Annotated in this window: 19 protein-coding genes and 1 pseudogene; 13 read left to right on the forward strand and 7 right to left on the reverse strand. The window is 41.1% G+C overall.

Features of this window, described 5'->3' with window-relative positions:
- Nucleotides 1-80: 80 nt before the first annotated feature.
- The gene (locus tag AC2SLL_RS03330; RefSeq protein ID WP_486530262.1) at nt 81-1091 is read right to left on the reverse strand and encodes an NAD(P)-dependent oxidoreductase; all 1011 of its coding nucleotides are present in this window, start codon (nt 1089-1091) and stop codon (nt 81-83) included.
- A 770-nt stretch (nt 1092-1861) separates the two neighbouring features.
- On the opposite strand from AC2SLL_RS03330, the gene rapA reads away from it, so the two are divergent.
- Nucleotides 1862-4744: an RNA polymerase-associated protein RapA gene (gene rapA / locus AC2SLL_RS03335; protein WP_486530263.1), complete on the forward strand. Its 2883-nt coding sequence runs from the start codon at nt 1862-1864 to the stop codon at nt 4742-4744.
- A gap of 217 nt (nt 4745-4961) precedes the next feature.
- Here the strand turns inward: rapA and AC2SLL_RS03340 are convergent, their stop codons facing one another.
- Nucleotides 4962-5357, reverse strand: a complete 396-nt coding sequence (locus AC2SLL_RS03340) for a SpoIIAA family protein (RefSeq protein WP_486530264.1) — start codon at nt 5355-5357, stop codon at nt 4962-4964.
- A 225-nt stretch (nt 5358-5582) separates the two neighbouring features.
- Here AC2SLL_RS03340 and ybaK point away from each other — a divergent pair, with 225 nt between their 5' ends.
- From ybaK to AC2SLL_RS03365, 5 genes are all read left to right on the forward strand, one after another.
- Nucleotides 5583-6056: a Cys-tRNA(Pro) deacylase gene (gene ybaK, locus AC2SLL_RS03345; RefSeq protein ID WP_486530265.1), complete on the forward strand. Its 474-nt coding sequence runs from the start codon at nt 5583-5585 to the stop codon at nt 6054-6056.
- Nucleotides 6057-6780: 724 nt separating this feature from the next.
- Complete coding sequence (locus tag AC2SLL_RS03350; RefSeq protein ID WP_486530266.1) at nt 6781-7473, forward strand: hydrolase; 693 nt, start codon at nt 6781-6783, stop codon at nt 7471-7473.
- 156 nt (nt 7474-7629) lie between these two features.
- Nucleotides 7630-7857 carry a DUF1427 family protein gene (locus tag AC2SLL_RS03355; RefSeq protein ID WP_486530267.1) on the forward strand — a complete coding sequence of 76 codons (228 nt, stop codon included), beginning with the start codon at nt 7630-7632 and terminating at the stop codon, nt 7855-7857.
- Between the two features lie 511 nt (nt 7858-8368).
- Nucleotides 8369-10261, forward strand: a complete 1893-nt coding sequence (locus AC2SLL_RS03360; RefSeq protein ID WP_486530268.1) for an amidohydrolase — start codon at nt 8369-8371, stop codon at nt 10259-10261.
- Nucleotides 10262-10655: 394 nt separating this feature from the next.
- The gene (locus AC2SLL_RS03365) at nt 10656-11408 is read left to right on the forward strand and encodes a YoaK family protein (RefSeq protein WP_486530269.1); all 753 of its coding nucleotides are present in this window, start codon (nt 10656-10658) and stop codon (nt 11406-11408) included.
- Nucleotides 11409-11517: 109 nt separating this feature from the next.
- Here the strand turns inward: AC2SLL_RS03365 and AC2SLL_RS03370 are convergent, their stop codons facing one another.
- Entirely contained in the window at nt 11518-13338 is a 1821-nt protein-coding gene (locus AC2SLL_RS03370) for an acyl-CoA dehydrogenase C-terminal domain-containing protein (protein WP_486530270.1), read from the reverse strand.
- 574 nt (nt 13339-13912) lie between these two features.
- Here AC2SLL_RS03370 and AC2SLL_RS03375 point away from each other — a divergent pair.
- The 3 genes from AC2SLL_RS03375 to AC2SLL_RS03385 are packed head-to-tail and all read left to right on the forward strand — an operon-like array spanning nt 13913 to nt 14406.
- Nucleotides 13913-14107, forward strand: a complete 195-nt coding sequence (locus AC2SLL_RS03375) for a hypothetical protein (protein ID WP_486530271.1) — start codon at nt 13913-13915, stop codon at nt 14105-14107.
- A complete protein-coding gene (locus tag AC2SLL_RS03380; protein WP_486530272.1) occupies nt 14077-14223 on the forward strand; it encodes an FUSC family protein in 147 nt (48 codons plus the stop codon). Before AC2SLL_RS03375 ends, AC2SLL_RS03380 begins: the two co-directional genes overlap by 31 nt.
- 24 nt (nt 14224-14247) lie before the next feature.
- Nucleotides 14248-14406 carry a hypothetical protein gene (locus tag AC2SLL_RS03385; protein WP_486530273.1) on the forward strand — a complete coding sequence of 53 codons (159 nt, stop codon included), beginning with the start codon at nt 14248-14250 and terminating at the stop codon, nt 14404-14406.
- Between the two features lie 355 nt (nt 14407-14761).
- On the opposite strand, the gene aroE is transcribed toward AC2SLL_RS03385, so the two are convergent.
- On the reverse strand, nt 14762-15556 hold the full coding sequence (gene aroE, locus AC2SLL_RS03390; RefSeq protein ID WP_486530423.1) for a shikimate dehydrogenase: 795 nt from the start codon (nt 15554-15556) through the stop codon (nt 14762-14764).
- Nucleotides 15557-16093: 537 nt separating this feature from the next.
- Between aroE and AC2SLL_RS03395 the strand changes: the two genes are divergently transcribed.
- Together AC2SLL_RS03395 and AC2SLL_RS03400 are read left to right on the forward strand one after the other, a co-directional pair.
- Entirely contained in the window at nt 16094-16777 is a 684-nt protein-coding gene (locus tag AC2SLL_RS03395; RefSeq protein WP_486530274.1) for a hypothetical protein, read from the forward strand.
- A gap of 192 nt (nt 16778-16969) precedes the next feature.
- Nucleotides 16970-17929 carry an aminotransferase class IV gene (locus tag AC2SLL_RS03400; protein ID WP_486530275.1) on the forward strand — a complete coding sequence of 320 codons (960 nt, stop codon included), beginning with the start codon at nt 16970-16972 and terminating at the stop codon, nt 17927-17929.
- Nucleotides 17930-17969: 40 nt separating this feature from the next.
- Here AC2SLL_RS03400 and AC2SLL_RS03405 read toward each other — a convergent pair.
- Together AC2SLL_RS03405 and AC2SLL_RS03410 are read right to left on the reverse strand one after the other, a co-directional pair.
- Nucleotides 17970-18306: pseudogene (locus AC2SLL_RS03405) on the reverse strand (DpnI domain-containing protein).
- Nucleotides 18303-18563: a DpnI domain-containing protein gene (locus AC2SLL_RS03410; protein WP_486530276.1), complete on the reverse strand. Its 261-nt coding sequence runs from the start codon at nt 18561-18563 to the stop codon at nt 18303-18305. Before AC2SLL_RS03410 ends, AC2SLL_RS03405 begins: the two are co-directional and overlap by 4 nt.
- Nucleotides 18564-18679: 116 nt before the next feature.
- Between AC2SLL_RS03410 and mltG the strand changes: the two genes are divergently transcribed.
- Together mltG and tmk are read left to right on the forward strand one after the other, a co-directional pair.
- Nucleotides 18680-19939 (forward strand): endolytic transglycosylase MltG, encoded by a 1260-nt coding sequence (gene mltG / locus AC2SLL_RS03415; RefSeq protein ID WP_486530277.1) that lies wholly within the window; start codon nt 18680-18682, stop codon nt 19937-19939.
- A 38-nt stretch (nt 19940-19977) separates the two neighbouring features.
- Nucleotides 19978-20610, forward strand: coding sequence for a dTMP kinase (gene tmk / locus AC2SLL_RS03420; protein WP_486530278.1), 633 nt, complete (start codon nt 19978-19980; stop codon nt 20608-20610).
- A 350-nt stretch (nt 20611-20960) separates the two neighbouring features.
- Here the strand turns inward: tmk and AC2SLL_RS03425 are convergent, their stop codons facing one another.
- Nucleotides 20961-23057: a cation:proton antiporter gene (locus AC2SLL_RS03425; RefSeq protein ID WP_486530279.1), complete on the reverse strand. Its 2097-nt coding sequence runs from the start codon at nt 23055-23057 to the stop codon at nt 20961-20963.
- Nucleotides 23058-23929: the final 872 nt, after the last annotated feature.

The following is a 23929-nucleotide window of genomic DNA, read 5'->3' on the forward strand; positions in this document are numbered from 1 at the left end:
TTTATAACTTATAACATAGATGGTTCAACTGTTCTTGGGTCTTAACGTTGAATATAAGCTCTTAACGTTCAATGCCCGTTCTAAGACTGCTCTTTAATAAACTCGTTTATTTGAGCACACACGATGTTCCACAGCTTTCTTTGCGCCGCTTTGCTACCGGCACCGTGGTGAGGACTGAGAATAACGCGGGGGTGATTGTCTTTTGCCAGTTGTACGATGGGGTCATCTGATCTCGCAGGCTCTTTTTCAAACACATCAGTGGCATAGCCTAAGATTTTATCGTTTTTTATGGCCTCTGCTAACGCGGTGCTGTCGACTATTTGACCACGGGCAACATTGACGATTAGAGGCTTTTTATCCATTTTTGCAATGGCTTCAGCATTAATAAGGTGTTTGGTTTCTTCTGTCAGTGGCGCGTGTAGGCTGATCACATCAGAGGCGGCAAGCACAGAGTCAAAGTCAGTATAAGAGTCATCGCGAGGCTCTTTGCCTTTATGCTCTGCCCACAGCACCGTCATGCCAAACGAATTGGCAAGCTCGCCCATACGTTTACCAATTGAGCCGACGCCGATGATGCCGATGGTTAAGTTATGGATATCAATCAGCTCTTCATCGAGATAAGACACTTGACGCGACTTTTGCCATGTGCCATCGAGCACTGCATTGTGATAATGGATACCTGTACGCATGGCGTTTAGCATAAGCATAAACCCATGCTCTGCCACACTTTGGGTAGCGAAACCTGGCGCATTGTATACCTCGACGCCATTGTCTTTGCAAGCTTCCATATCGATTTGGTTGGTACCGACAGAGGTGACTTGCAACAGCTTTAGGTTAGGCAACGCTTCAATCACGTCACGCTCTATTCTTAATGTTCCAACAATGACAATCTCGGCATCCTGACAGCGCTCGATAATAACCTGATTATCTTGCGGCGTCTCGTAATAGGTAATGTACTCGCCTACTTTCTCTGGTGGCGTAAGCGCCAAGTCGTTTGAAAATCTCTTTTCATCCAATAGGACAGTTTTAAAAGTGTCTTTTTTTAATAACTCTTCTTTTAATAATTCTGGTTTTAATAATTCTGATTTCATAGTGTTCTCCTTTATTATGGCTTCTAATCAGTGCGATTTATGTTTACTTATGATTCATGTCTATTTATTAGCCTTTAGTGCTGGCTATTCATCAGTAAATTCATTATTAGTCGTACACTGGCTTATTTTGAGACAAATAAGGGCTATAATGAAAGGTTAGTACTAGGGGTTATAATGCCATACTAAAGTAAGACTAAGCACCTCATGCTCCTAAGGCTTCATTTTATTTTATAACTCATTTTAACGTATGGATTTGCGAGTAAATGCATCAGGCGCTTATAACTTTTGTATGAATTGTGCGTTAAGTCGCAACCATGTTCTGGGATTAGGATAAAGTTTAATTTGATACCATTATGGATGACAATATTGATGGAAATATGGATAGCAATGACTTTATGCTGATAGCATTCTTCAGATAGCAGCTTTAATCCTAAGAACCTGAAAAACTAAAATACCGGTTTTCATTTTGTATTTCTTGATATTAGCTGAGAAGGGTTTACAATTTAATAATCAATTGAAACAAATGCTTATGCCAACATATGGATCTAAAAAATAACCAATACTGGCAAATTAACCGTATTTACTAAATCAAAGTATGGAAATTACTAACTTTGTCCTCATTAAGCTAGGTAGAAAGTCACGATTATCCTTTATAATAGGATCTGACTATCAGCTTACATGTGAATAACACATTCATCGCAACGTGCAGAGTATCGTTGTTGAGTATACTGAAAAACATCCTGAAATTTATTAAAAGAACTGACTGATTTATGACAATAGCAGCTTTAATCCCCGAATTCGCCGTAGGTCAACGTTATCTTTCTGACACTGAGGCCGAACTTGGCCTAGGTGTTGTTATTGATGTTGATGACCGCTGTGTGCATATTTTATTTGCTCAAAGCGAAGAGACACGGGTCTACGCTAAAAACTCTGCACCGTTATCCCGAGTAACCTTTAAGGTGGGCGACGAAATTACTGATCAAGATGGCAACTCGCATATTGTTACGGGCGTTGATGAGGTCATGGGTGTTGTTAAATACCATGTTGAGGGGCATCCGCGCGGTATTATGGAAACACGTCTGGCTGCAAATATTACCTTGGCAAAACCGCTTGAACGGCTGCTGGCGGGGCGAGTAGAGCGTGGCGATTGGTACGAGCTACGTCAAGACATATTGCGAATGCAGTCAGCGTTAGCAGGGCATCCTCTTAAAGGACTTATGGGCGCTCGCGTCGATATTATTCCGCATCAGTTATATATTGCTCATGAAGTGGGAAAGCGTATCGCACCGCGTGTATTGCTCGCTGATGAAGTGGGTCTGGGAAAAACCATTGAGGCAGGTCTAATTATTCATCAGCAGCTGCTTACGGGTAAAGCTCAGCGGGTTCTGATATTGGTGCCAGATAGCTTGCAATATCAGTGGATGATAGAGATGCGCCGTCGCTTTAACCTAAACTTTGCCCTGTTTGATCTCGTGCGTACTGCTGCGATTAAAGAGCACAATCCTGAACAAAATGTTTTTGCGACAGAGCAGTGCATTATTGCAAGCCTAGACTTATTGCTTGATCATCATGATTTGTACGAGCAAGCCATGGAAGCTGGGTTTGATTTATTGGTTGTCGATGAGGCGCATCATCTGCATTGGGATAGTGAGCAAGGTGGTAATGATAAATATGAATTGGTTGCGGATTTTGCTCATGAAACACCGGGAATTTTACTACTAACAGCAACCCCTGAGCAGCTGGGCGTAGAAAGTCACTTTGCTCGTTTGCGCCTGCTCGATGCTGACCGCTTTGATAACTTAGATGATTTCATTGCTGGTCAAGAAGCCTTTGTTGATACCGCTGCTGTGGCAGAAGTATTAATGGATGAAAAACCGTTGTCAGAGGGTCAGATTAATGCGCTAACCCATCTGCTTGGGATAGAAGATGACAATGAACTTGTTACCATTAATGACGATGACCGATTGCGTACCTATGCGTTAAACCAGTTATTAGATCGTCATGGTACGGGTCGGGTGCTATTCCGTAATACACGCGATAGCGTGCAAGGGTTTCATGGGCGTACCAGCGTCCCTCATCCACTGCCGTGCCCTGACGCATGGGTGGGTAATTATCAAACCTGTGGTAAATTGCGTGAACAGCTTTGGGGCGAAGAGAACCAACCTGATGGCGGCTGGCTTGAAGATGATCCGCGTGTGCCTTGGTTGATTAACCTATTAAAAGAAGATCTGAAGCAACAAAAAGTGTTACTGATTGCCCGTAGTGGGGCTACGGCCGAGAGCTTAGAGGCGGTACTTCGCTTACATGCGGGTATTAAAACAGCCATATTCACGGAGCAAATGAGCTTGCTTGAGCGTGACCAAGCCGCAGCGTTCTTTGCTGATGAAGAAGGTGCGCAAATTCTATTATGTTCTGAGATTGGCTCTGAGGGGCGTAATTTCCAATTTGCCAGTCATCTTGTACTATGGGATCTTCCCGCTAATCCAGATACCTTAGAGCAGCGCATAGGTCGTCTTGACCGTATTGGTCAGAATAAGGAAATCACCCTGCATGTTCCTTATGTAGAAGGTACCGCACAAGAGCGAATGTATAAATGGTATGACGGTGCATTAAACATTTTTAATCATATCTCGCCCACCGCTCAGACGGTGCAAGAGCGGTTTATTGTCGACTTAAAGCCCCTGCTTGAGGGCGAAAATAGCCCAGAAAATCGTCAAGCCCTAGACGAGCTTATCGAAGAGGCCTGTCACTTACGCCAACAGTTAGAAGCGGAGTTACAAGCAGGGCGTGACCGTTTGCTAGAATATAACTCTTGCCGACCTCGTGTGGCAGCGCGTATTGCCGATGCAATGAGCGATTTTGATGCTAATAATATACTGCCCGCCTTTCTAGATCGTTTTTTAGCGTCTGCTAACTTAGATCACAGCGTGCAGCGCGATGGATCATGGATTGTGCATCCCCCTGAGGCTGAAAATAGTCAACATCCAGACATTGAAAACTTACCGATTTCTGAAGATGGCATGACTCTAACCTTTAAACGCAGCCAAGCCTTAGTGCGTGAAGACATGGACTTTATTACCCATGAGCATCCGCTTATGTTAGCGATATATGACATGGCAAACTCAGGCACCTTTGGTAACACCACAGTGGCAATGCTTAAGAGTAATACCGTACCTGAAGGCATGCTATTGCTTGAAGTTAACTTTAGAATCACAACCATTGCTCCAAAGGTATTGAACCTAACTGCGAACCTACCCACTCAAGTATTACGGGTATTTTTAGGTGAGCAAGGGGGAGATTTATCAGAACGCATTACCGCTGATATGATACTGCCTCATATTGAGCGCTTGGATAAAAATCGGGCTCGTCAAGTAGTCAAAGTGCGTAGTGGCGTGATTGAGTCACGCTTTCAGGACGCTGAGACAATTGCACAAAGCAAGCTTGACGATATCAGTGCGCAAGCGTTGGCCCGCTTTAGCCAAATTTGGGAACGCGAAATTAGTCGTTTAAAAAAGCTACAGCAAGTTAACCCTAATGTTCGTGATGAGGAGATTCAGCGTTTAGAGTCTCTTAAAGCACAAGGCGTGCAAGCACTGGCTAATTTATCACTTGTTCCTGATAGTATTCGTGTATTAGTAGCCGTTAAGCCTTAAATTGGGCGATTGGTTTGATTGAATAATCAGTCGCTAGTCCCGCTTGTCCCTACTATTACCCTTTTAGAAGCTCTCATTTAAGAGAGCTTCTTTTGCGTCTCTAAAAACGCCATGCAATTTTTAAATGGGTCTCAAATCGAGGCTAAACCGCGCTCATTGGATAATTCATCTATAAATTATCCAATGTTAACCATTAATTTTTAGCTTAAGTTTCACTTTATATTTTCAGCCATGCCTTAGCGGCCGACTCATCTGAAGGGTCAAATCCTTTAACATCCAGATTGGGTAACATCCATCCTTCAATTTCAGCAATCTTTTGTATCCATTTTTGGTCGCTAATGACCGCCATTTTGCCAAAATATTTCATGGTTTCCCAAAGCTTAGGCATACGGCGCATCTCTTCTATTACCGCTGAGAACGTTGGCATAGCCAAATTTTCAATTCGATATAGCAGTGTTGCATTCTTTGGCGCATTGTCTGAGTCAGCCTCACAAATGGCCGAAGTTGCCTGCATCCATTCATCTAATAAGCTTTTCATATCTTCTTGAGTGATTTTACCCTTTATGCAAAGCTCTATATGGGTGTCGCTAAGTTGGTTTAAGGTGTAGTTCATGATTTTTCCTTATTTTATATGGGTTGGCACTTGTTTTATATGGACTGTTATAAGTAGTGATATTAAAAACGATAGCGCTGTAATATTACGAACCTGCATAACTAGCAAAGTATGCTACGCATTTATTATAAATAATTTGTTAATTGTCAAAAAACTTTTAAATAACAATCATTATATTTTATAAAGTGCTAAATTATATCGAATATAAAGGAAAGGTAAGCTCTCATGACACCTGCTGTAAACCTAGCTAAAAAACTAAAATTGGACTATCAAATTCACGAATACCATCACGATCCAAAAGCTGAGTCTTATGGACTAGAAGCCGCTGATAAATTGGGTGTCCCTGCTGAGCAGGTCTTCAAAACCTTGGTGGTAGAGACAGATGCCAATAAGCTTGCAGTAGCTATTTTGTCTGTTAGTGAGACCTTAAGTTTTAAGAAAATGGCGAAAGCGCTGGGCTGTAAGAAGGTACAAATGGCTGACCCTAAAATTGTGGAGCGAAGCACAGGCTATATACTCGGTGGCGTTAGCCCGTTAGGTCAGAAGAAGCGCCTAGCAACGGTTATTCATGAATCGGCTCAAGAGCTAGCAAGTATATATATCAGTGGTGGACGTCGAGGGCTTGAAATTGAGCTACCGGCCCAGCAGCTGGCCACCGTTCTGTCTGCTAAATTTTACGATATTATCGATAGTCATTAATGCCAAAATCACTGCGTATACTGCTTAAATTGCTGGCTAAATGTTCTACTTAATACATATATGAACAGGGTGGGAAACTTTCAGCTATGGAAGTCATGGCTAAAATAGGCCAAATACACCAGTCTATAGAGCACAGATTAAACCTTTATCTAAAGTGCACCCTATGTCGAATTTTATTGTTCAACTTATGCAAAATTAAATTATTAACATCTTGACTACCTGACTGGATTAACTCTTAATGGTTGAGGCTTGGGTTATTAAATGCATGGCAATTGTCATTCAAGCCTTGGAGGCATAGAGTTTGAGTTGCTGTTTGACAGCCGCTAGTAGCTTAGGTTTCCAGCAGCGGTTAACAAGGTATAAGTCATAAAAGATAGCGACTCTGTCAGCTGCTAAAGCTAATGTTTGTAGGGATGTAGCAAGCTTTGTCTTGTTGCTTATTTTTTACTGGTATGCGATTCCCATTATTTTATCGTCAACTATTTAGAGAGCTACAATAGTGTCTCAATGTACAAAAACTGTAATCAATAAGGTTATACCTTGTGATTCTTCACAACTATAAATATAATAGTGTTAAGCCTAACTAATATAACTTATTATTTAGTTAAGCCTATCTTAACAATAAAATAAACGTTTTCAGACTTTCATTAACGATATGATAAGGCTGAAAAATCACTGGTTAATCCAGCGATAAATAACTCACATCAAAAAAAGGAATAGTCATATGTCTAATAATAAATTAGAACTATTAACCCCTAAAAACTCTCAAATGATCTTTATTGATCAACAACCACAAATGGCTTTCGGTGTTCAGTCAATTGACCGCCAAACTCTTAAAAATAACGTTGTTGGTCTTGCTAAAGCGGCTAAGGTTTTCAATATCCCAACTACAATTACAACGGTTGAAACTAAAAGCTTCTCAGGACATACCTATCCAGAGCTTCTGTCTGTCTTCCCACAAAACAAATTACTAGAACGTTCTTCAATGAACTCTTGGGATGATCAAAACGTTCGTGATGCACTGGCTGAAGGCGCTAAAAATGGCCGTAAAAAGGTTGTAGTGTCAGGGTTATGGACTGAGGTTTGCAACCTTTCATTTGCTTTATCTTGCATGCAAGATACCGATTATGAAATATATATGGTCGCTGATGCTTCTGGCGGTACTTCAGCTGATGCTCATAAATATGCAATGGATCGTATGATTCAAGCAGGCGTTGTTCCTGTAACGTGGCAACAAGTTCTACTTGAATGGCAACGTGATTGGGCTAACAAAGATACTTATGACGCAGTGATGGATATTGTTAGAGAGCATTCAGGTGCTTATGGTATGGGTGTTGATTATGCTTATACTATGGTGCATGGCGCTCCAGAACGTGCTCAACATGGCGAAACTATTGGTCCAAACCCAGCTAAATAATGTTTTCATTTAAATATTTTTAATCTAAAGTATTTGTTAAAACTGATTAACTGGTTATAAAAGGATTAGTTGAGTATGAGAAGTCGTAATTAAGTTTCGGTTTCCTCTACTTGATTAATCCTTTCTTTTTTTTGAACCCTAAAGAGTATATAAATAATGAAAATTTATATTGCATCATTGATTGTAGGGATTCTGGTTGGAGTTATTTATAGTTTAGTTAATGTGCGTTCACCTGCCCCCCCTACTTGGGCTCTGGTTGGTTTATTGGGTATGTTAATTGGCGAGCAAGCTATACCTTATATCAAGCAACATTTTTCTAATAGTTCCGCCCATGTACAGCAGGCAGATCAAACAATAACTTCTCAACATAACTCGGATACTTAATAATCCATAAAATTTTAATGTAGAAGCGTTTTGTCATGCTGCTGGATCTACCTACTTTCCACAGTGTTGTTTTAATATTGCAGCGGTGCAGTATTAAAAGTAAGAGATTAAAAGTAAGAGATTAAAAGTAAGTAATAGTGGCTTATTTATGAGACTTACTGTCTATGTAATTTACCTATTTTATTAGATTATTAGTAGAAACCATTATTACTAAAGTTAAGTGTAAACTTTATCACACTCAGTAAGATCATTTCTGTAGTTAAATAGGGGGCAGTATCAGTAGACAATTTAGTTATGAGGCCTTTTACTATATAGGTTATTGCGCAAGATAGGTTATTGTGCAAGTTTAAATCTATAGCTTCATTTAAATTAATTTTGGTTTGCCACACGGTTACCTATGCGATTTTAATAGGGTGTCATCTGGTACTGATATAGTCTATAAAATAATCTAAAAGTCCTAAAAAATTCGTTACCTGAAATTTTCTTACTCTCATTTCAATAGGATAACAATATGACACATCCAGATATTATTTATTTTAACGGTAATATAACCACTCTTGATCCTAAAAACCCTACGGCAACAGCGGTGGCTATCAAGGATGGCCGCTTTATCAAAGTCGGTAATGACTCAGAAGTGCTTGATTTAGTAGGCAGCAATACTAAATCGATAAATCTCAAGGGTCGTAGCGTATTACCGGGCCTATTTGATAACCACACTCATGTTATTCGTGGTGGTCTAAACTACAATATGGAACTGCGTTGGGATGGGGTTCGCTCTTTGGCGGATGCGATGGCGATGTTAAAAGCGCAAGTTGATAAAACGCCTGCTCCGCAATGGGTACGTGTTGTTGGCGGCTTTACTGAGAATCAGTTCGTAGAAAAACGTATGCCAACAATAGATGAAATTAATGCGGTGGCGCCTGATACCCCTGTTTTTATCCTACACCTCTATGACCGTGCCATATTAAACGCAGCAGCTCTGCGCTCTGTTGGCTATACAAAAGACACGCCAGAACCACCGGGCGGTGAAATACAACGTGATGTGAATGGTAATCCAACGGGTCTTCTATTGGCTAAACCAAATGCAAGCATCCTTTATGCTACTTTGGCAAAAGGTCCTAAACTACCCTTTGAATATCAGCTTAACTCTACTCGTCACTTCATGCGTGAGCTTAACCGTTTAGGGGTTACGGGTATTATTGATGCAGGTGGTGGGTCACAGAACTATCCAGATGATTATGAAGTCGTACAAAAACTTCACGATGAAGATCAACTAACCGTACGCATGGCTTATAATTTATTCACTCAAAAGCCTAATGAAGAAAAAGAAGACTTCTTGAAATGGACGTCCTCAGTGACTTATAAGCAAGGCGACGATTACTTCCGCCATAATGGTGCTGGTGAAATGCTGGTATATTCAGCTGCTGACTTCGAAGACTTTCGCCAGCCACGTCCTGAAATGCCAGCAAATATGGAAGAGGATTTGGAAGAAGTTATTCGTATTCTTGCGCAAAACAAATGGCCGTGGCGTCTTCATGCAACCTATGATGAAACCATTGAGCGGGCATTAAACGTGTATGAAAAGGTCAATAAAGAGATTCCTTTTGAAGGTTTAAATTGGTTCTTTGACCACGCTGAGACCATTTCTCAAAAGTCTATAGATCGTATTGCTGAGCTTGGCGGCGGTATTGCGGTACAACACCGTATGGCTTATCAAGGCGAATATTTTGCAGAGCGATATGGTACAGCTGCTGCTTCGAACACCCCACCAATTAAGCAAATGCTTGACAGTGGAGTTAACGTCTCCGCTGGTACAGATGCAACACGGGTTGCCTCTTACAACCCTTGGGTATCATTATCATGGTTAATCAGTGGACAAACTGTAGGTGGTATGCAAATTTATGATCAAGACAACCTACTTGACCGTGAGACTGCGCTGCGTATGTGGACGGAGAAGGTAGCTTGGTTTACCAATGAAGTGGGTAAACGTGGCCGTATCGAAGAAGGTCATCTTGCTGACTTTATCGTACCAAACAAAGATTTCTTTAAAGTTCCTGAAAATGAAATACCGTTCTTAACGTCAGATTTAACCGTTGTTGGTGGTAAGAGTGTGTATGGAGCAGGCGAGTTTTCTGACTTTGATTCGCCAATACCTCCAGCAATGCCAGATTGGTCACCTGTGAATCAATACGGTGGTTATGCCGCGTGGGGCGAGCCTGAAGGGGCCGGTAAAAACTCATTAGCACCTCTGCAAAATCAAGCAGCTATGGCAGCATCTTGCGGATGTTCAACGGCATGTACCATTCATGGTCATAACCATGCAAAAGCATGGCAGTCTAAAGTGCCTGTGTCTAATTTCAAGGATTTCTTTGGCGCATTTGGTTGCTCTTGCTGGGCGGTTTAACCGCCTAAGTTAAATGCGTAAAGAAAACGTATTACGTCTAAGGTTTTTTGCTTTTAAAATCCCGGTGAAATTAATTTTCAGCGGGGTTTTTTTACTGTTATATTTATACTAAAAACTAGGGCGTGTCCTCAATTCGTACAATTGCATTTAAATGGCCTAAAAATAGCTAAATCTTGTCATACCACGTCAAATAGCGGGGAAATATCTCGATATTTACCTATTATTTTCCTTGTCTGACTGCGATATATCTTATTTTTATCTCCATTTTCAAAATGAGGACACGCCCTAGTGTAAGGGAACTTGTTCTCATACCCTTTCGCAGTATAAATAAAGGTTATAAGATTAAGTTTGGGCAAGCGCAGCCATATCGAATGAAAAATTATAAGGTAAACTCATGAGTGTAAATGAAGTTCAGGATAAAAATGAAAGCGCAGAGGGGCATACCGCCTCTGAGAATGTCACTTTCTGGCAGAGATATGAAATACCAGTCATGCTAACAACAGTGGGCGGTGCGATTGATACTATTGGTTTTATCGGTCTATTTGGTTTCTTCACGAATCATGTGACAGGAAACTTGGTAATGGCGGGTGCGGGGATAGTTGAGGGCGGCGCTGGTTTATGGGTTAAACTTGGGGCCTTGCCTGTATTTTTACTAACAGTCATTGCCACCAAACGGGTTATTGTTAAACGTAAAGCCAACAAACCTATACTCAGTGACTTACTTTTTGCTGAAGTCGCCTTTTTAACAGCCTTCTTATTATCAGCAGTATATTTCGGACCGTTTACTCAAGCCGGTACTATTGAGGTAGCCTTTACAGGATTCTTAGGTTTAATAGCCTTTGCCATTCGTAATACAGCAGGTAAAACGGTTATGGGTAAAATGAATCCGACATTACTTATGACCGGTAATACTACTCAGTTAGGTATTGATGTATCAGACTATCTATTTGATCGTAATAACTGTAACTTTAAAAGTCTAAAACACAGCTTTACCATCGTCGCCAGTTTTACCATTGGTGCATTTGTTGGTGCATTATTATATATACAGATTGGGTTATGGGCGATTGCCCCTTTTATTTTTCCTGTCCTGTATTCAGCCATCCGTATGCGCAACAAACAAAATCTAAAAATTGCGACCCAAAGTTAACCACCCGTACTTAGCAAAGTTTGAAAAAAAAGAAAATGCCAGTCAGAGTTTACTGACTGGCATTTTTTATAAGAAACGCTTTTGTTCTCAAACAGAATTTCCTGCGCAATTAGTCTAGGAAAGAGAAGTTATCAATGTCCATAGACATCATAGACTCACTTGGCGCCACCATGCTTTCGGCATGACCTGAAGTGCGAGGTAAGATTTTATCAAAGTAAAACTCCGCTGTTTGCACTTTTGCAGTATAAAATTCTGGTGCTTCTGTACCGCCTTCTTCTAGTTTCTTAAAGGCGACTGCTGCCATACGCGCCCAATGATATGCCATCATCACATAGCCCGAGTACATTAAGTAATCTTCAGAGGCAGCAGAAATAACCTCAGGGTCTTTACGTGCCATTAGCATCAGGCGTACGGTTAATGTGTTCCACTCTGCACATAGTTTGGTCAATGCCCATACAAATTTGCGCATGTCTTTGTCAAGGGCATACTCGCTACACCATTTCATGATACTAGAGGTATAATCACGAATAATTTTACCTTTAGACTGCATGATGACTTTGCGACCCAACAGATCTAATGCTTGTACGCCAGTCGTGCCCTCATATAAGGTGGCAATGCGAGCATCACGGGCGATCAGTTCCATCCCCCATTCTTTGATATAGCCATGTCCACCATATACTTGCTGACCATGTTTTGCCGCTTCGATGCCCAGCTCAGTTAAGAAGCCCTTCAAAATAGGCGTATAAAAACCAAGCTTATCATCCCATTTTTCAAACTCTTCATCATTACCGGTTGCAATACCTTCACTCATCTTATCGGCATAACGGGCAGCATGATAAATCATCGAACGACCGCCTTCAGCAAAGGCTTTCATCGTCAATAGCATACGGCGCACATCTGCATGATTAATGATAGCATCCGCTACTTTATCTGGCTCTTTCGGGCCTGATAACGCACGCATTGAGCGACGCTCTTTGGCATATGGTAGCGCATTTTGGAAAGCCAACTCACAATGTGCAAGACCTTGTATACCCGTACCAATACGTGCCGTGTTCATAAAGGTAAACATCGCTTTAAGACCTTTATTGGGTTCGCCAATTAAATAGCCCGTGGCATCATCAAAATTTAGTACACAGGTAGCGGATGAACTGATGCCCATCTTATGTTCGATTGAACCACAAGTAACGCCGTTACGATCCCCTGCTTCGCCCTCAGTGTTTGGAATGAACTTAGGGACTATAAACAGTGAAATACCACGTGTGCCTTCAGGAGCATTTGGCAAACGAGCCAACACAATGTGGATAATATTATCGGTTAAGTCGTGCTCGCCACTTGAGATGAAAATTTTAGTGCCATTAATTTTATACGTGCCGTCGTCTAGTGGCTCAGCTTTACTTTTAACTTGACCTAAATCAGTACCTGCTTGTGGCTCTGTTAAGCACATAGTGCCTGACCAAGTACCTTCAACTAATTTTGGCAGATAAACGTCTTTTTGCTCATCCGTTCCGTATTGAAGTAGTGTATTGATACAGCCTGTGGTTAAACCAGGATACATCGCCCAAGGCCAGTTTGCTGTACCAATCATTTCAGACTTAATCAGGTTTAAAGACATCGGCAGGTTCATACCGCCGTACTGTTCAGGATACGAAATACCTTGCCAGCCGCCTTCTACAAATTGGTTATAGGCATCTTTAAAACCTTTTGGCGTGGTTACTTCGCCATCTTTAAAGTGGCAACCTTCTTCATCAGCAGGTTGATAAAGAGGGGATACTACATTTTCAGCAAAATCTGCCATCCCCTGAAGAATCATATCTACCGTTTCAGGGTCGGCATTTTCGCCATTACTTAAATCTTTGAAATGAGTTTGATAATCAAAAACATCGTTTAGCAAAAATTTCATATCACGCAAAGGTGCTTTATAACTTAACATAATAATCTCTCTTAAATTGGTGGAGTCGGCAAAGGGGAATGAGCTATTGAAATAATAATTTTAAGACGTTATGAGGTATATTATCTAAATTAGTATAAGTCTAATTATGAGAAATTCCCATTATGACAACTATTATTCATGAGTTACATGTGTACTGATAGAAATTAGTTATACTACTTTATCATGATGTTTTAAATAGTGGTATTGTGCACAAGCGTTTAACTTTAGACCGTTAGGTGGCTGTTCATACTAGAAGCCCTGACAGAAATAACGTCGAAAGTTATAATGATGTTGCTAAACAAAAAAATATACCGTATACAACGCCTGAGGCATCCTAATGGGGTGGCTTAAGGTGTAATGGTTGGCAGAAAGACTTATAGGTTTATTCTGATCCTGATGCCTTTTCTATAAGCTGCTTAAGGTCTCTATAAGCAGCTTAAATTCATCATATTTAGTAAAATTGAAAGAGGGTGTGTTTTTAACAAGTTTCAGGGTATGAACGCTTTTGAATTAAGTATCACCCTAAATTTCATAAATTCATAGTATTCTTAATCTAAATTGTGCCCCCCTTATTATGTCTAAGAGCCGTTTGAAACAACTTGCCAGTCGAGAAGTCGCCCATATTTTTACCATTCAATCTATTGATAGGCCGTGGAACCTTGTGGTGGTTGCAGAGGCAACTATTAGTCTGACCATTTTCGTAGGTGCTTTAACAGGTAAGCTACGTTTGTATTGGCGATGTCGTTGCCCCCAGTCGGTGTGGCAATAGCCTTATTCCTGATGTTTTTATGGATTGAGACTATGGTTGTGCGTCATTACGGGCTGGCCGTTGTGATGGTTACACCACTGACTGTTTTTATTGCTGAATATAGCCGAGATACTTAAAATGTGCTGGCTGATGTGGGCGTTATGTCTTATCAAGGGATCGTACAAGCCAGATTCATTGATACCTTATTAGGATGCTCTATTGCGTCAGTTGGTGGGTTAATCATGCATTCAACGTGGTTAAGAAAACCATTAATGATATTGGAATCTAAGCTTATCAGTGATAAGAATGAGTGGGAATAAACACCAATCAAAAAAGTAAGGCTTTTGCTAAGGCGTGGCGTTAATTACCGTAATTTATATTTTATGGGTAAAAATGGCTAGATTGCCGGTATACTTTGTCTGATTTTAAGCAGATATGCCGCTATTTTTTCTTTGAAGTCATTCGGGTTTGGCGATAATTTATCTCATTTTACCCGCATAATTTAAATGAGGACGCAACCCAGTTGTATATATGATAACAACACCGTGCATAACCACAATACATGGCAACATAACAAAAAATATTTAAGACAGAATGACTTAGGGTTAGACTATGCCTATGATAAGCCTGAGCCGAATTTAAAGCCCTCTATAACCCAACGTCATGGCTAAGGCTCTATAAAGATAGTGTATCCACTCGCTTCCCTGTCCATCGCTCGAAACTAAGTGCGGCTTGACCCATCAACATGCCATATCCATCAGAGGTTTGCGCCTGCAACGCGTGAAAGTGATTTAAAAAGGGTAGGTCGCGACCATACATCATGTCATAAGCATAGCTGCATTCTAGAGCTCTTGATAGGGGAAGCGTATCAGCTGATAGACCGATAGATGTTGCATTGATAATAAGGTCAAATCTACCTTCGAGTTCATGAATGGTACAGGCAGTTGGTTTAATCGCAGCAATCTGAGGATGAGCATCGCCGAGCTCACTAATCAGCTTATCTGCCTTACTTATCGTGCGATTGGCAATGGTAAGTTGGTTTATTCCTGCCTCGACTAATGGTAAAACAACGCCACGGCATGCACCGCCCGCACCGATGATAGCCACCTTAGCGCCCTTTATAAGCCAATCTAACTGATACAAATGATTGACTAGGCCTTGTCCATCGGTATTATCACCATAAATATTACCGTCTTTAAGCATCAAGGTGTTGACCGCACTAGCAACCTGAGCATGAGGAGAAAGACCGCCACGTTCAGCGCAAAGTTGGTAAGCCATTTGTTTAAAAGGTACAGTAACATTTGCACCCACACCGCCACCATTAAAAAAAGCCTCAACCACTGCGATAAAGCTCTCAGAGTTATCAGGGCAATATTGCTTTGCGTAGCGAATATGCACACCGGTTTGTTTCGCAAATGCTTTATGGATAGTAGGGGATTGGCTATGGGAAATAGGGTTACCAATAACCATAAAGTGATGAATTGCAGTTTGCGGGTCTAGGTAACGCTTGTCTTCACGCTGTTCATTAAATAAAGGATTTGGGATAGACTGCTTGGCTTGTGGTGTAGAGTGTGTCATGGTTCTCTTACATTCCTTGGGTTGTACCGTCAAAGTAATTTGCAACGGTAACTCTATTCTATTGACCTCGGTTACTGTATCCGCTTTAATTAAAAGCAGTTATATTTAATAGCGATTATCTATAAATTATCTATAATTAGTTGGCTTAGCCCATTTTAGACTACTTTAATGGTAACAGTCTCTAGGTTATGCACAGTTTTACCGAGCCAGTGCTATCGTTTATAGTCGTCATTTATATCAGCGGTTTTATTATAACAAAGTTGCCATTCTATAGAGAGCTCTCTGTAATATTGAGTAGGCTTTGCATACTTTTTCCACTATGCAGTTACCCCAGTTTTATATAAACTAAGCACTTGCTCAAGCAATGAGTGTTGATGACCCAAGAACTAGCTCAACGACACAATTAAATGTATGTAAAAAGGTGAGTGAATGATTTCTGCTATAGCAACACAGTTTAGATTAAAAAACTTTGCTGTCGCTCGTCTGAGTGTACTCGGGTTGGCAGCGTGCTTATTTTTCACAGGGTGCAGTCAAACAGAATCTGCCGCGCAAGAACAAGAACTGGCTGAACAAGCACTGCCAAGCAGTCGGAAACAAAACGATGCACCTACAGCGAACAGCGATGTAAAAAGTAGCGACAATGCCGAGAGTAAACCTGAAGGCAAGCCAGTTAGTTATGATGTTCAGAGCTGGAATAAAGGTGAGATTGAGCACTTTGCTATTGATGATATTGATAAAATGAAACGTATATTTGGTAAAGTGGCAGTAACTGATGAGAATAGTTTAGATTACGCTAGCAATATTGCCACCAAATATCGCTTTATGAAAGGCGAAGATCCCTATCTCGACATTATTGATTCGACAGAATACTTAGAATATGGGTGGTATTATGCTAACCCTGATGATTCGGATGCCGAAAAAGAAATAAGCATCAATCACGCTAAAAAAGCCTACTTAGCGGCTCAGGGTTTGATGGGCCCAGAGGGTGCAAAGGTAGTTGAAAACATGCTAGCTGGCCAAATTATCAAAGATAAGGAGGTGGGTTCACAGCAAGTTGCTTTGGCAAAATGTGAGTTTTATAGTTGTATGCTGATCCTCAAAAAATCTGTTTAGTTGTCTTGACAAACCGTACTATATAGTCGAAAAGGTAATTTAAACAAACTGATTTAAATCAAGTCATTTAAAAAGCTAGTCTAAAACAGTCATAGGGCAATTGAGCACATATAGTCCGTGTTTAGAATGACGTTGATTATAGTCACAGTTGATTATCGTCACAGTAGTTTAGTCTTTTATAAGGAAGTACACATGTTGCAGACCATGAAGTGGTATCAGTTAGAGGATACTGGCGTGGTATGCACCCTTCCTGCCCCAAACCAGCCATCATTGCTGTCGCCCAGTTTAAGAGGACTTGCATATGGAGATGGTTTTTTTACCACGATGGGTGTTTATCAAGCTCATATATTGTGGCAAGACTACCACAAGGCTCGGTTGAACCACCATCTTAACGCCCTCTATTTACATCTTACCTCTGAGCGTCAGCTGGGCCTTTGGCTTGCCGTCACTGAGCTTGCTGATAGTATTGAGCATGGCCTGATTAAAGTCATTGTGACTCGTCAACAGCAACACTTGCGGGGCTATGCGTACTCTTCAAAACTATCTGAGAATAACTGCCATGTTTGGATAGGGGTTATGTCCACTCAGCCACTTGCTACTCAAACAGCTGGTTTTTTAACCCGTTCTACTGATTCTTTAAGTCATCGTCTATCTGTGAATTCTGGCAAGGTTGTTTTGCAGCAACCCTCTATCGTAGCCACATGTTTAGACGCACAGTTGGCTTGTTTGCCACCGCCTTTAGCCAGTATTAAGTCATTGAATCGCTTAGATAGTGTGCTGATAGCTGGCGAGCTTGAGCAGCGCAAACTGGCCTACCCCGATCTTGCTGAAGGACTAGTACGAGATATGACCGACTCATGGGTAGAAGGAGTAATGAGTAATGTGTTTTATCAGCTCAATGGTGGGGAGGAAGGGGAATGGTACACCCCGCCGATTGTATCATCTGGTGTAAATGGGGTCATGCGTCAAGTGATTATGGATGAAATGGATTCATTGGGCGCGCCAGCTCAAGAACGGATCTTAAGGGATGAAGATTTACTAAATTTAAAGGCGATGTTCTTTTGTAATGCGGTACGCGGCGTTATTCCGGTTAGAGAGTTGCTGGTTAATGATCAGCGACTGGGACTATTACCAAGTGAGCCAGTTTTATAGGTATTTACTACAAATTCCGTGCTAATGTGGGGGTCACTATTTAATATAACTTAACTTCCAAAGCCCATCTTCGGTTTTTAGCAGTTTGTTGGCGCAAAAAGGTGGTTGTATCAAATTGAGAACTCACTTGAATAGGTGATATTACCTGTTGGTTTTTGACTAAAAGCACTTTACCCAGCTCAGGCACTTTGCTAAGTTGTCTATTACAACTACCCATCTCTCTCGTCTTGCCGTTTCAGATAGGGGAGTGCGCTCAATGATAATGTGAGTGGTAAAAAAGTGCTTTGGAATGATTAAAAGTTATTAACGATAAGTTCTTTAGAGTAGGTTAAGAAGAAAAAGTGAGGGTTAGTATCGCTAGTGATGCGCTCAATCATGGTTTTATAAGCGCCATCATTAATCGTATGGCTATATGGCTAAGTTTGGCTTTTTTACTTTTCAGCTTGTACTGTTCGCCGCAGTGTTGACAAAAGAAGTCTGCCACAGGTTGATTATTGGTAAATTTACTTAAGGGGTCATTTCCGCAATTTGGACAATAACCACACTTATTTACCCAATCTTCGCTAAGGACACGAATAATTTGGCTTGCAGATTTATAGCCTTTGGCTAACTGTTTATTGAACGTTAAATGCATAACCAAGCCCTAGTTTGAATATAAAAGACAGTTAAAAGCAATACGGAAAACGAATGCCCATTGAATAAGTACCTATTCAGTGCTAAATTCTAGCAAAAGTTTATTTGCGAGTGGACATGAGTAATTCTACCTCTAATACCCCAAATTCAGAACATAATAAACCCGATGATAATGCATTGGAGGCTAATAAACCGACATCCAAGGGCCAAAAGCCGATAACGGATGATACGGTACATACCGATGTATCCATTATCTGTGGCGAGCAATCAACGCATAAGAAACCTTCCTCTAGTGAGTCCTCTAGCCCAACATCAAAGCGAAGCTACCAAATAATGCTTGTCTTAGGCCTTATGGCGGCGTTTGTGCTGGCTATGGGCTATCAAACTTTATTTGGTCATACAAAGCGAGCGGCGGGCGATGTGATTGTGGAGGAAGGTCAGAGTTATTACGGATTTTTGCCTCAGTTCCAGCGTGATGTGCCTTTGTTTTCAGCGAATCTCGCCAAACTATACATTAGGTCTGTTAATACGCCTTTGCATGCAGGTACATATGAAGTCCCTGAAAACGCCAACTTAGTGCAATTGATGGAGGTGTTCAAGGAAGGCCCGAAGGTTGAAGTAGTGACGGTACAGATCATTGAAGGCAAGACTGCGGCTGACCTATATAAAGCCTTGGCAAGCAACGACAGCATTACGTTAAAAGTGTTAGAAGCTGACGGTACGCCAAAGGCTAATTTTAAGCAGCTTTTGGGTATTGATGCTTTTACCCCTAATGGAGAGTTTTCTGATAATTTAGAAGGGTGGTTTACGCCAGATACTTATTATTATAACCCAGGGGTAACAGACAAGCAGGTATTAACAGATTTATACCAAAATCAACAAGAAGCCTTGGCTGAAGCGTGGGATAATCGTGCAGAGGGGCTGCCTTATCAAACGCCTTATGAGGCGTTGATAATGGCGTCTATTATTGAAAAAGAGACCAGTATACCTAGTGAGCGTGAGCTGGTGTCAGCTGTATTTGTGAACCGTCTCAAAAAAGGAATGCGCTTACAAACCGACCCGACCATTATCTATGGCATGGGCAAGCGCTATAATGGGGATATTAGGCGTCAAGATATTAATGAAAAAACAGCCTATAATACCTATCAAATAGAGGGGTTACCTCCCACCCCAATTGCGCTACCCTCTCATGCGTCCATCAAGGCTGCAATGCACCCCGCCGAAAGCGATGCCTTATATTTTGTGGCAACAGGTACGGGTGGGCATAAATTTACCAAGACATTGGCTGAGCATAACAAAGCAGTGCAGGCGTACCTTAGTGTGATGCGAAATAAAAAGACTGAGTCAGAATCTGACGCAACGACTGAGCCCCAATAACTTCAGGATAACCCATAAAAGACACAGGTCATTAACTAATGCAAGCTGGCAAATTTGTTACATTTGAAGGCACCGAAGGCGTGGGTAAAACCACGGCGATTAATTATCTCTGCCAGCGATTAACGCATGAGGGAATACCTTTTGTCCGTACGCGTGAGCCAGGCGGTAGCCCATTTGCTGAGCAATTGCGCGCGCTATTACTAAACCCAAATACTGATATTGAGGCTGATACTGAGTTGCTACTGATGTTTGCAGCGCGTAGTGATCACTTACATAAGGTAATTATGCCCGCTCTTGACACGGGAAAATGGGTAATTTGTGATCGTTTTACTGACTCATCAGTGGCTTATCAGGGTTACGGACGTGGTAAGGGAGAGGCACGTGCGCTGCAAAAAATTCAAAGCTTAATAAGCCATTTTGTTCCGCGTATGCCAGATACTACTTTATGGCTTGATTTACCCGTTAGGCTAGGACTGGAGCGGGCGGGTAAGCGCAGTGAAGCAGATAGGTTTGAACAAGAAGCCATTGCCTTCTTTGAGCGTGTTTATCAAGGTTTTAAAGCACAATATGAAGCGGAGCCAACTCGAGTGCATCGCGTTGATGCCAGCGGTAATGAGCAACAAGTAGGTCAACGCATATGGGAAGTTGTGCAGTCACCTTTATGGCAATAAATGACTCTATGAGTAAGTCGGGTTTGAATTGTTACGTTAGTGATGAATTTTTGCTTTAATAAGGCGCATAAAAAAGAGCAACCCCTTGGCTGCTCTTTTTTTATGGACTTAAGTTGGGCTCTCATTTGCTATAGTCAAAGAAGTCTAAAATGGTTACAAGGCAACCGAGTGCAAGTACTACTAGAATAGGCTTAACGAGGTTAACACTGTAACCGTGTAGTAGTTCGCTGACTATATATTCCCATTTAGATACCTACGCTATGATTAAGCGCTCCAAGCTAGACTTGAGTATCTAGAATTGAGTCACTAGACTTCAGTACCTAGGCACGCCAAACCTAAAAGCTATTTAATTAAGGTTTTTTATCAGCTTCCGTCTTACGTGCTAATGTATCTGGCAGGCGTTCAGGGTCTAGCGAGCCATCTGATTGCTTTGGTGCTTTTGAGTTACCATTCACACTTGATGGCGTTGATTTCACTGCCTTAGCCTCCGGTTTGGGAGCTTTTAGCTGCTTTTCCAGTTGTTTCTCAGTGGCATAAATAGGATCATAAACTTCTTGTGCCAGTCCTTTAGTCGCTCTTCTCTCTGGTGCTTTAGAGGCTGCATCAAATTGAGCGTCAGCCATCGCTCTGGCCTGTTCTTGTTTGTTGGTTACATCCACAGGCTTTGGTTGGACCTCATCTTCGATGACCAGTGCAACCAGTTTTCGGTCACGTGGTATCTCATTGTCAAAACTGTCTGTAATAACAAATAATCGCCCCTCTTTGTCGACAGTATATAGAGGAACAAACTGCTTATTATCAGCTCGATACTGACTATAGCTATAGCTGTCAGTAATATTGGTAATTTTGATACGGGCTTTTTTTGATAGCATACTTGCCATCTTGGTATAGGTGGCGTCTTTACCAAATAACCAGCGCGACTTGTAGTTCGATTTTTTCTCTTCCCGCTCACTTTTAGACTTATCTTCAGTAAATTTTAAACGGAAAACGTGCCGTTCGCCAAATTCATGACGAAAATGAAGCTCACTTAACGTATTCATCTCTTTATCGGTACTCATAGCGAATAAATTACCAATACCAATGAAGTCTAGATGACGGTCAGCATGGTCAGAGATGGGGTTACCAAAGTAGGTGCGCAGTCCAGCCATGCGTGCTTTTGCAATATTTGTGTAGTTATTATGTGCTACCAATACCTCAAAGCCTTGTTCTCTAAGTGATTCAGCAACCAATAGCGCCACTGGGTTTGAGCCCACAATTAATACGCCGTTACTTTCAGGTTCACGTACGCCTAATATATTGCCTATCATTTTGGCGCCTAAGCCCTGAATAAGTACCGTACCGATAATAATTATAAATACAAGCGGTACAAGCAGTTCAACCCCTTGAATATCATATTCTTGCAAACGAATGGCAAATAACGAGGAAATGGCGGCAGCAACAATACCGCGCGGGCCAATCCAGCTAATCATAAGCTTTTCGGTAAACTTAAGGTTTGAGCCTATCGACGATGCCCAGACGGCAAGTGGCCGAGCTATGAACATAACAACAGCGAGTAATATTAGACCTTGGAAACCAACACTTAGTAGGTTATCAAGCTGCACTCGAGCCGCCAGTACAATAAATAAAACTGAAATTAAGAGTACCGTGAGGGATTCATTAAATTCTAATATTTGGTCACGTGGAAAACCTTTCCAGTTGGCTAAAGCGACACCCATAACGGTTACGGCAAGTAGACCCGACTCATGTTCTAAATGGTTTGAGAGTGAAAATAACACCAAGACAAACGCTAAGGTAAAGACATTGTGCAAAAATTCGGGAAGTAAGTGCCGTTTAATAAGGTTTGCTAATACAAAGGCACCAAACATACCTATCGCACACGCAATGACAACGATTTGTAAGAATAAAAAGATACTATTACCCTGACCGCCAGAGATGATGTACTCGTACACCAATACCACCGCAATTGCACCCACAGGATCAATAATAATACCTTCCCACTTTAAAATGTTAGAGATGGTTTTATTGGGTCTGACACTGCGTAGTAATGGCATAATGACAGTGGGGCCGGTCACACATACCAGTGAGCCAAATAATAAGGCAATAAGTGGGTCTACATCAAAGAGTATATAGGTGGCGAGTGCTACTATAGCGATTGTAATTAGCACGCCAGTGGAAACTAACCCTTGTACCACTTTACCGTGTTGCTTAATTTCATCGAATTCAAGCGTCAGTGAGCCTTCAAATAAAATAATGGCAACACCGAGTGAAATGAATGGAAACAACAAGTCGCCAAGAACAGCATCTGGATCAAAATAGCCCAAAATAGGGCCAACCAAAATACCAATCAGCAATAAAAATAAAATAGACGGTTGTTTCAAATACCAAGCAAGCCACTGGGCAGCAATGCCAAGTCCAACTACGCCAGATAAAAGTAAGGCGGTATCCATGAAAAGGTCCTTGTATTTATAACATCATCACGATGTGGTTTTATATCAGCATACGCGTCGCTATTTTGATATGTAGTTAATTCATAGCTAACAAGTTACTGACATACTTCAAATTTCTCTTCAAGCTCAGTATAGATTTCACGTCTCAAAAAGACGACATTTAATATGAGACAACTCATTTTAGATATTGAGGTTTATAATTAATACGGTTGCAAATTAAGGGTCATGTCGTAGCAGTTTTCGACGAGACTATTAAAAGGCTAAGCTCCAAAATAAAAGGCTAAGCTCTAAAAATAATAAAGCCTAGTAATTACTAGGGCGTATTGAGTATTTGCCAATAGGCATTACCAAGTAAACAAGAGCGCCTAAATAGGCAATAATTATCTTAAAAGAGATAAACTCTAATCTATTCATAACGAATATTAAAGCGCATTCTGCCACCTATTCCAAATTTAAGATTGGGATATTAGCAGTAATAAAAATCGCAAAATACACATCTACCAAGTTAAATGATAGCGATATATGATGACGACAAATTGACAGAATACCTTAAATACAAGCTAAAATCAGTGCTTAGTGCATGTTATTATATCACGATATAAACAAGTACATTTATGCGCACGTTTGGCATACGTAGATGACATAGCCTCTATAAATAAAGGTACAAATAAGCGTAATTATTGATGTGGTTAACTAAACAACTAACAGTTGTAATTAATGTGTGTGATTCATCTGATATACATGCTTTTGATATATAGAGATAGCAGAATAATTGACGAGTGGGTTTAATTAACATCTCAAACACGCATATAGTTCTCCAAGCTTAAATCTTATAGAACAACATTTCTATAGCGTTGAAAAGAATGAAGGCA

This window comes from Psychrobacter sp. CX97 (assembly GCF_057396285.1).

Coding starts and splice junctions, on each gene's coding strand:
- AC2SLL_RS03330 (WP_486530262.1), bottom strand. CDS start 1,091: ATGAAATCAGAATTATTAAAACCAGAATTATTAAAAGAAGAGTTATTA.
- rapA (WP_486530263.1), top strand. CDS start 1,862: ATGACAATAGCAGCTTTAATCCCCGAATTCGCCGTAGGTCAACGTTAT.
- AC2SLL_RS03340 (WP_486530264.1), bottom strand. CDS start 5,357: ATGAACTACACCTTAAACCAACTTAGCGACACCCATATAGAGCTTTGC.
- ybaK (WP_486530265.1), top strand. CDS start 5,583: ATGACACCTGCTGTAAACCTAGCTAAAAAACTAAAATTGGACTATCAA.
- AC2SLL_RS03350 (WP_486530266.1), top strand. CDS start 6,781: ATGTCTAATAATAAATTAGAACTATTAACCCCTAAAAACTCTCAAATG.
- AC2SLL_RS03355 (WP_486530267.1), top strand. CDS start 7,630: ATGAAAATTTATATTGCATCATTGATTGTAGGGATTCTGGTTGGAGTT.
- AC2SLL_RS03360 (WP_486530268.1), top strand. CDS start 8,369: ATGACACATCCAGATATTATTTATTTTAACGGTAATATAACCACTCTT.
- AC2SLL_RS03365 (WP_486530269.1), top strand. CDS start 10,656: ATGAGTGTAAATGAAGTTCAGGATAAAAATGAAAGCGCAGAGGGGCAT.
- AC2SLL_RS03370 (WP_486530270.1), bottom strand. CDS start 13,338: ATGTTAAGTTATAAAGCACCTTTGCGTGATATGAAATTTTTGCTAAAC.
- AC2SLL_RS03375 (WP_486530271.1), top strand. CDS start 13,913: ATGTCTAAGAGCCGTTTGAAACAACTTGCCAGTCGAGAAGTCGCCCAT.
- AC2SLL_RS03380 (WP_486530272.1), top strand. CDS start 14,077: ATGTCGTTGCCCCCAGTCGGTGTGGCAATAGCCTTATTCCTGATGTTT.
- AC2SLL_RS03385 (WP_486530273.1), top strand. CDS start 14,248: ATGTCTTATCAAGGGATCGTACAAGCCAGATTCATTGATACCTTATTA.
- aroE (WP_486530423.1), bottom strand. CDS start 15,556: ATGGTTATTGGTAACCCTATTTCCCATAGCCAATCCCCTACTATCCAT.
- AC2SLL_RS03395 (WP_486530274.1), top strand. CDS start 16,094: ATGATTTCTGCTATAGCAACACAGTTTAGATTAAAAAACTTTGCTGTC.
- AC2SLL_RS03400 (WP_486530275.1), top strand. CDS start 16,970: ATGTTGCAGACCATGAAGTGGTATCAGTTAGAGGATACTGGCGTGGTA.
- AC2SLL_RS03410 (WP_486530276.1), bottom strand. CDS start 18,563: ATGCATTTAACGTTCAATAAACAGTTAGCCAAAGGCTATAAATCTGCA.
- mltG (WP_486530277.1), top strand. CDS start 18,680: ATGAGTAATTCTACCTCTAATACCCCAAATTCAGAACATAATAAACCC.
- tmk (WP_486530278.1), top strand. CDS start 19,978: ATGCAAGCTGGCAAATTTGTTACATTTGAAGGCACCGAAGGCGTGGGT.
- AC2SLL_RS03425 (WP_486530279.1), bottom strand. CDS start 23,057: ATGGATACCGCCTTACTTTTATCTGGCGTAGTTGGACTTGGCATTGCT.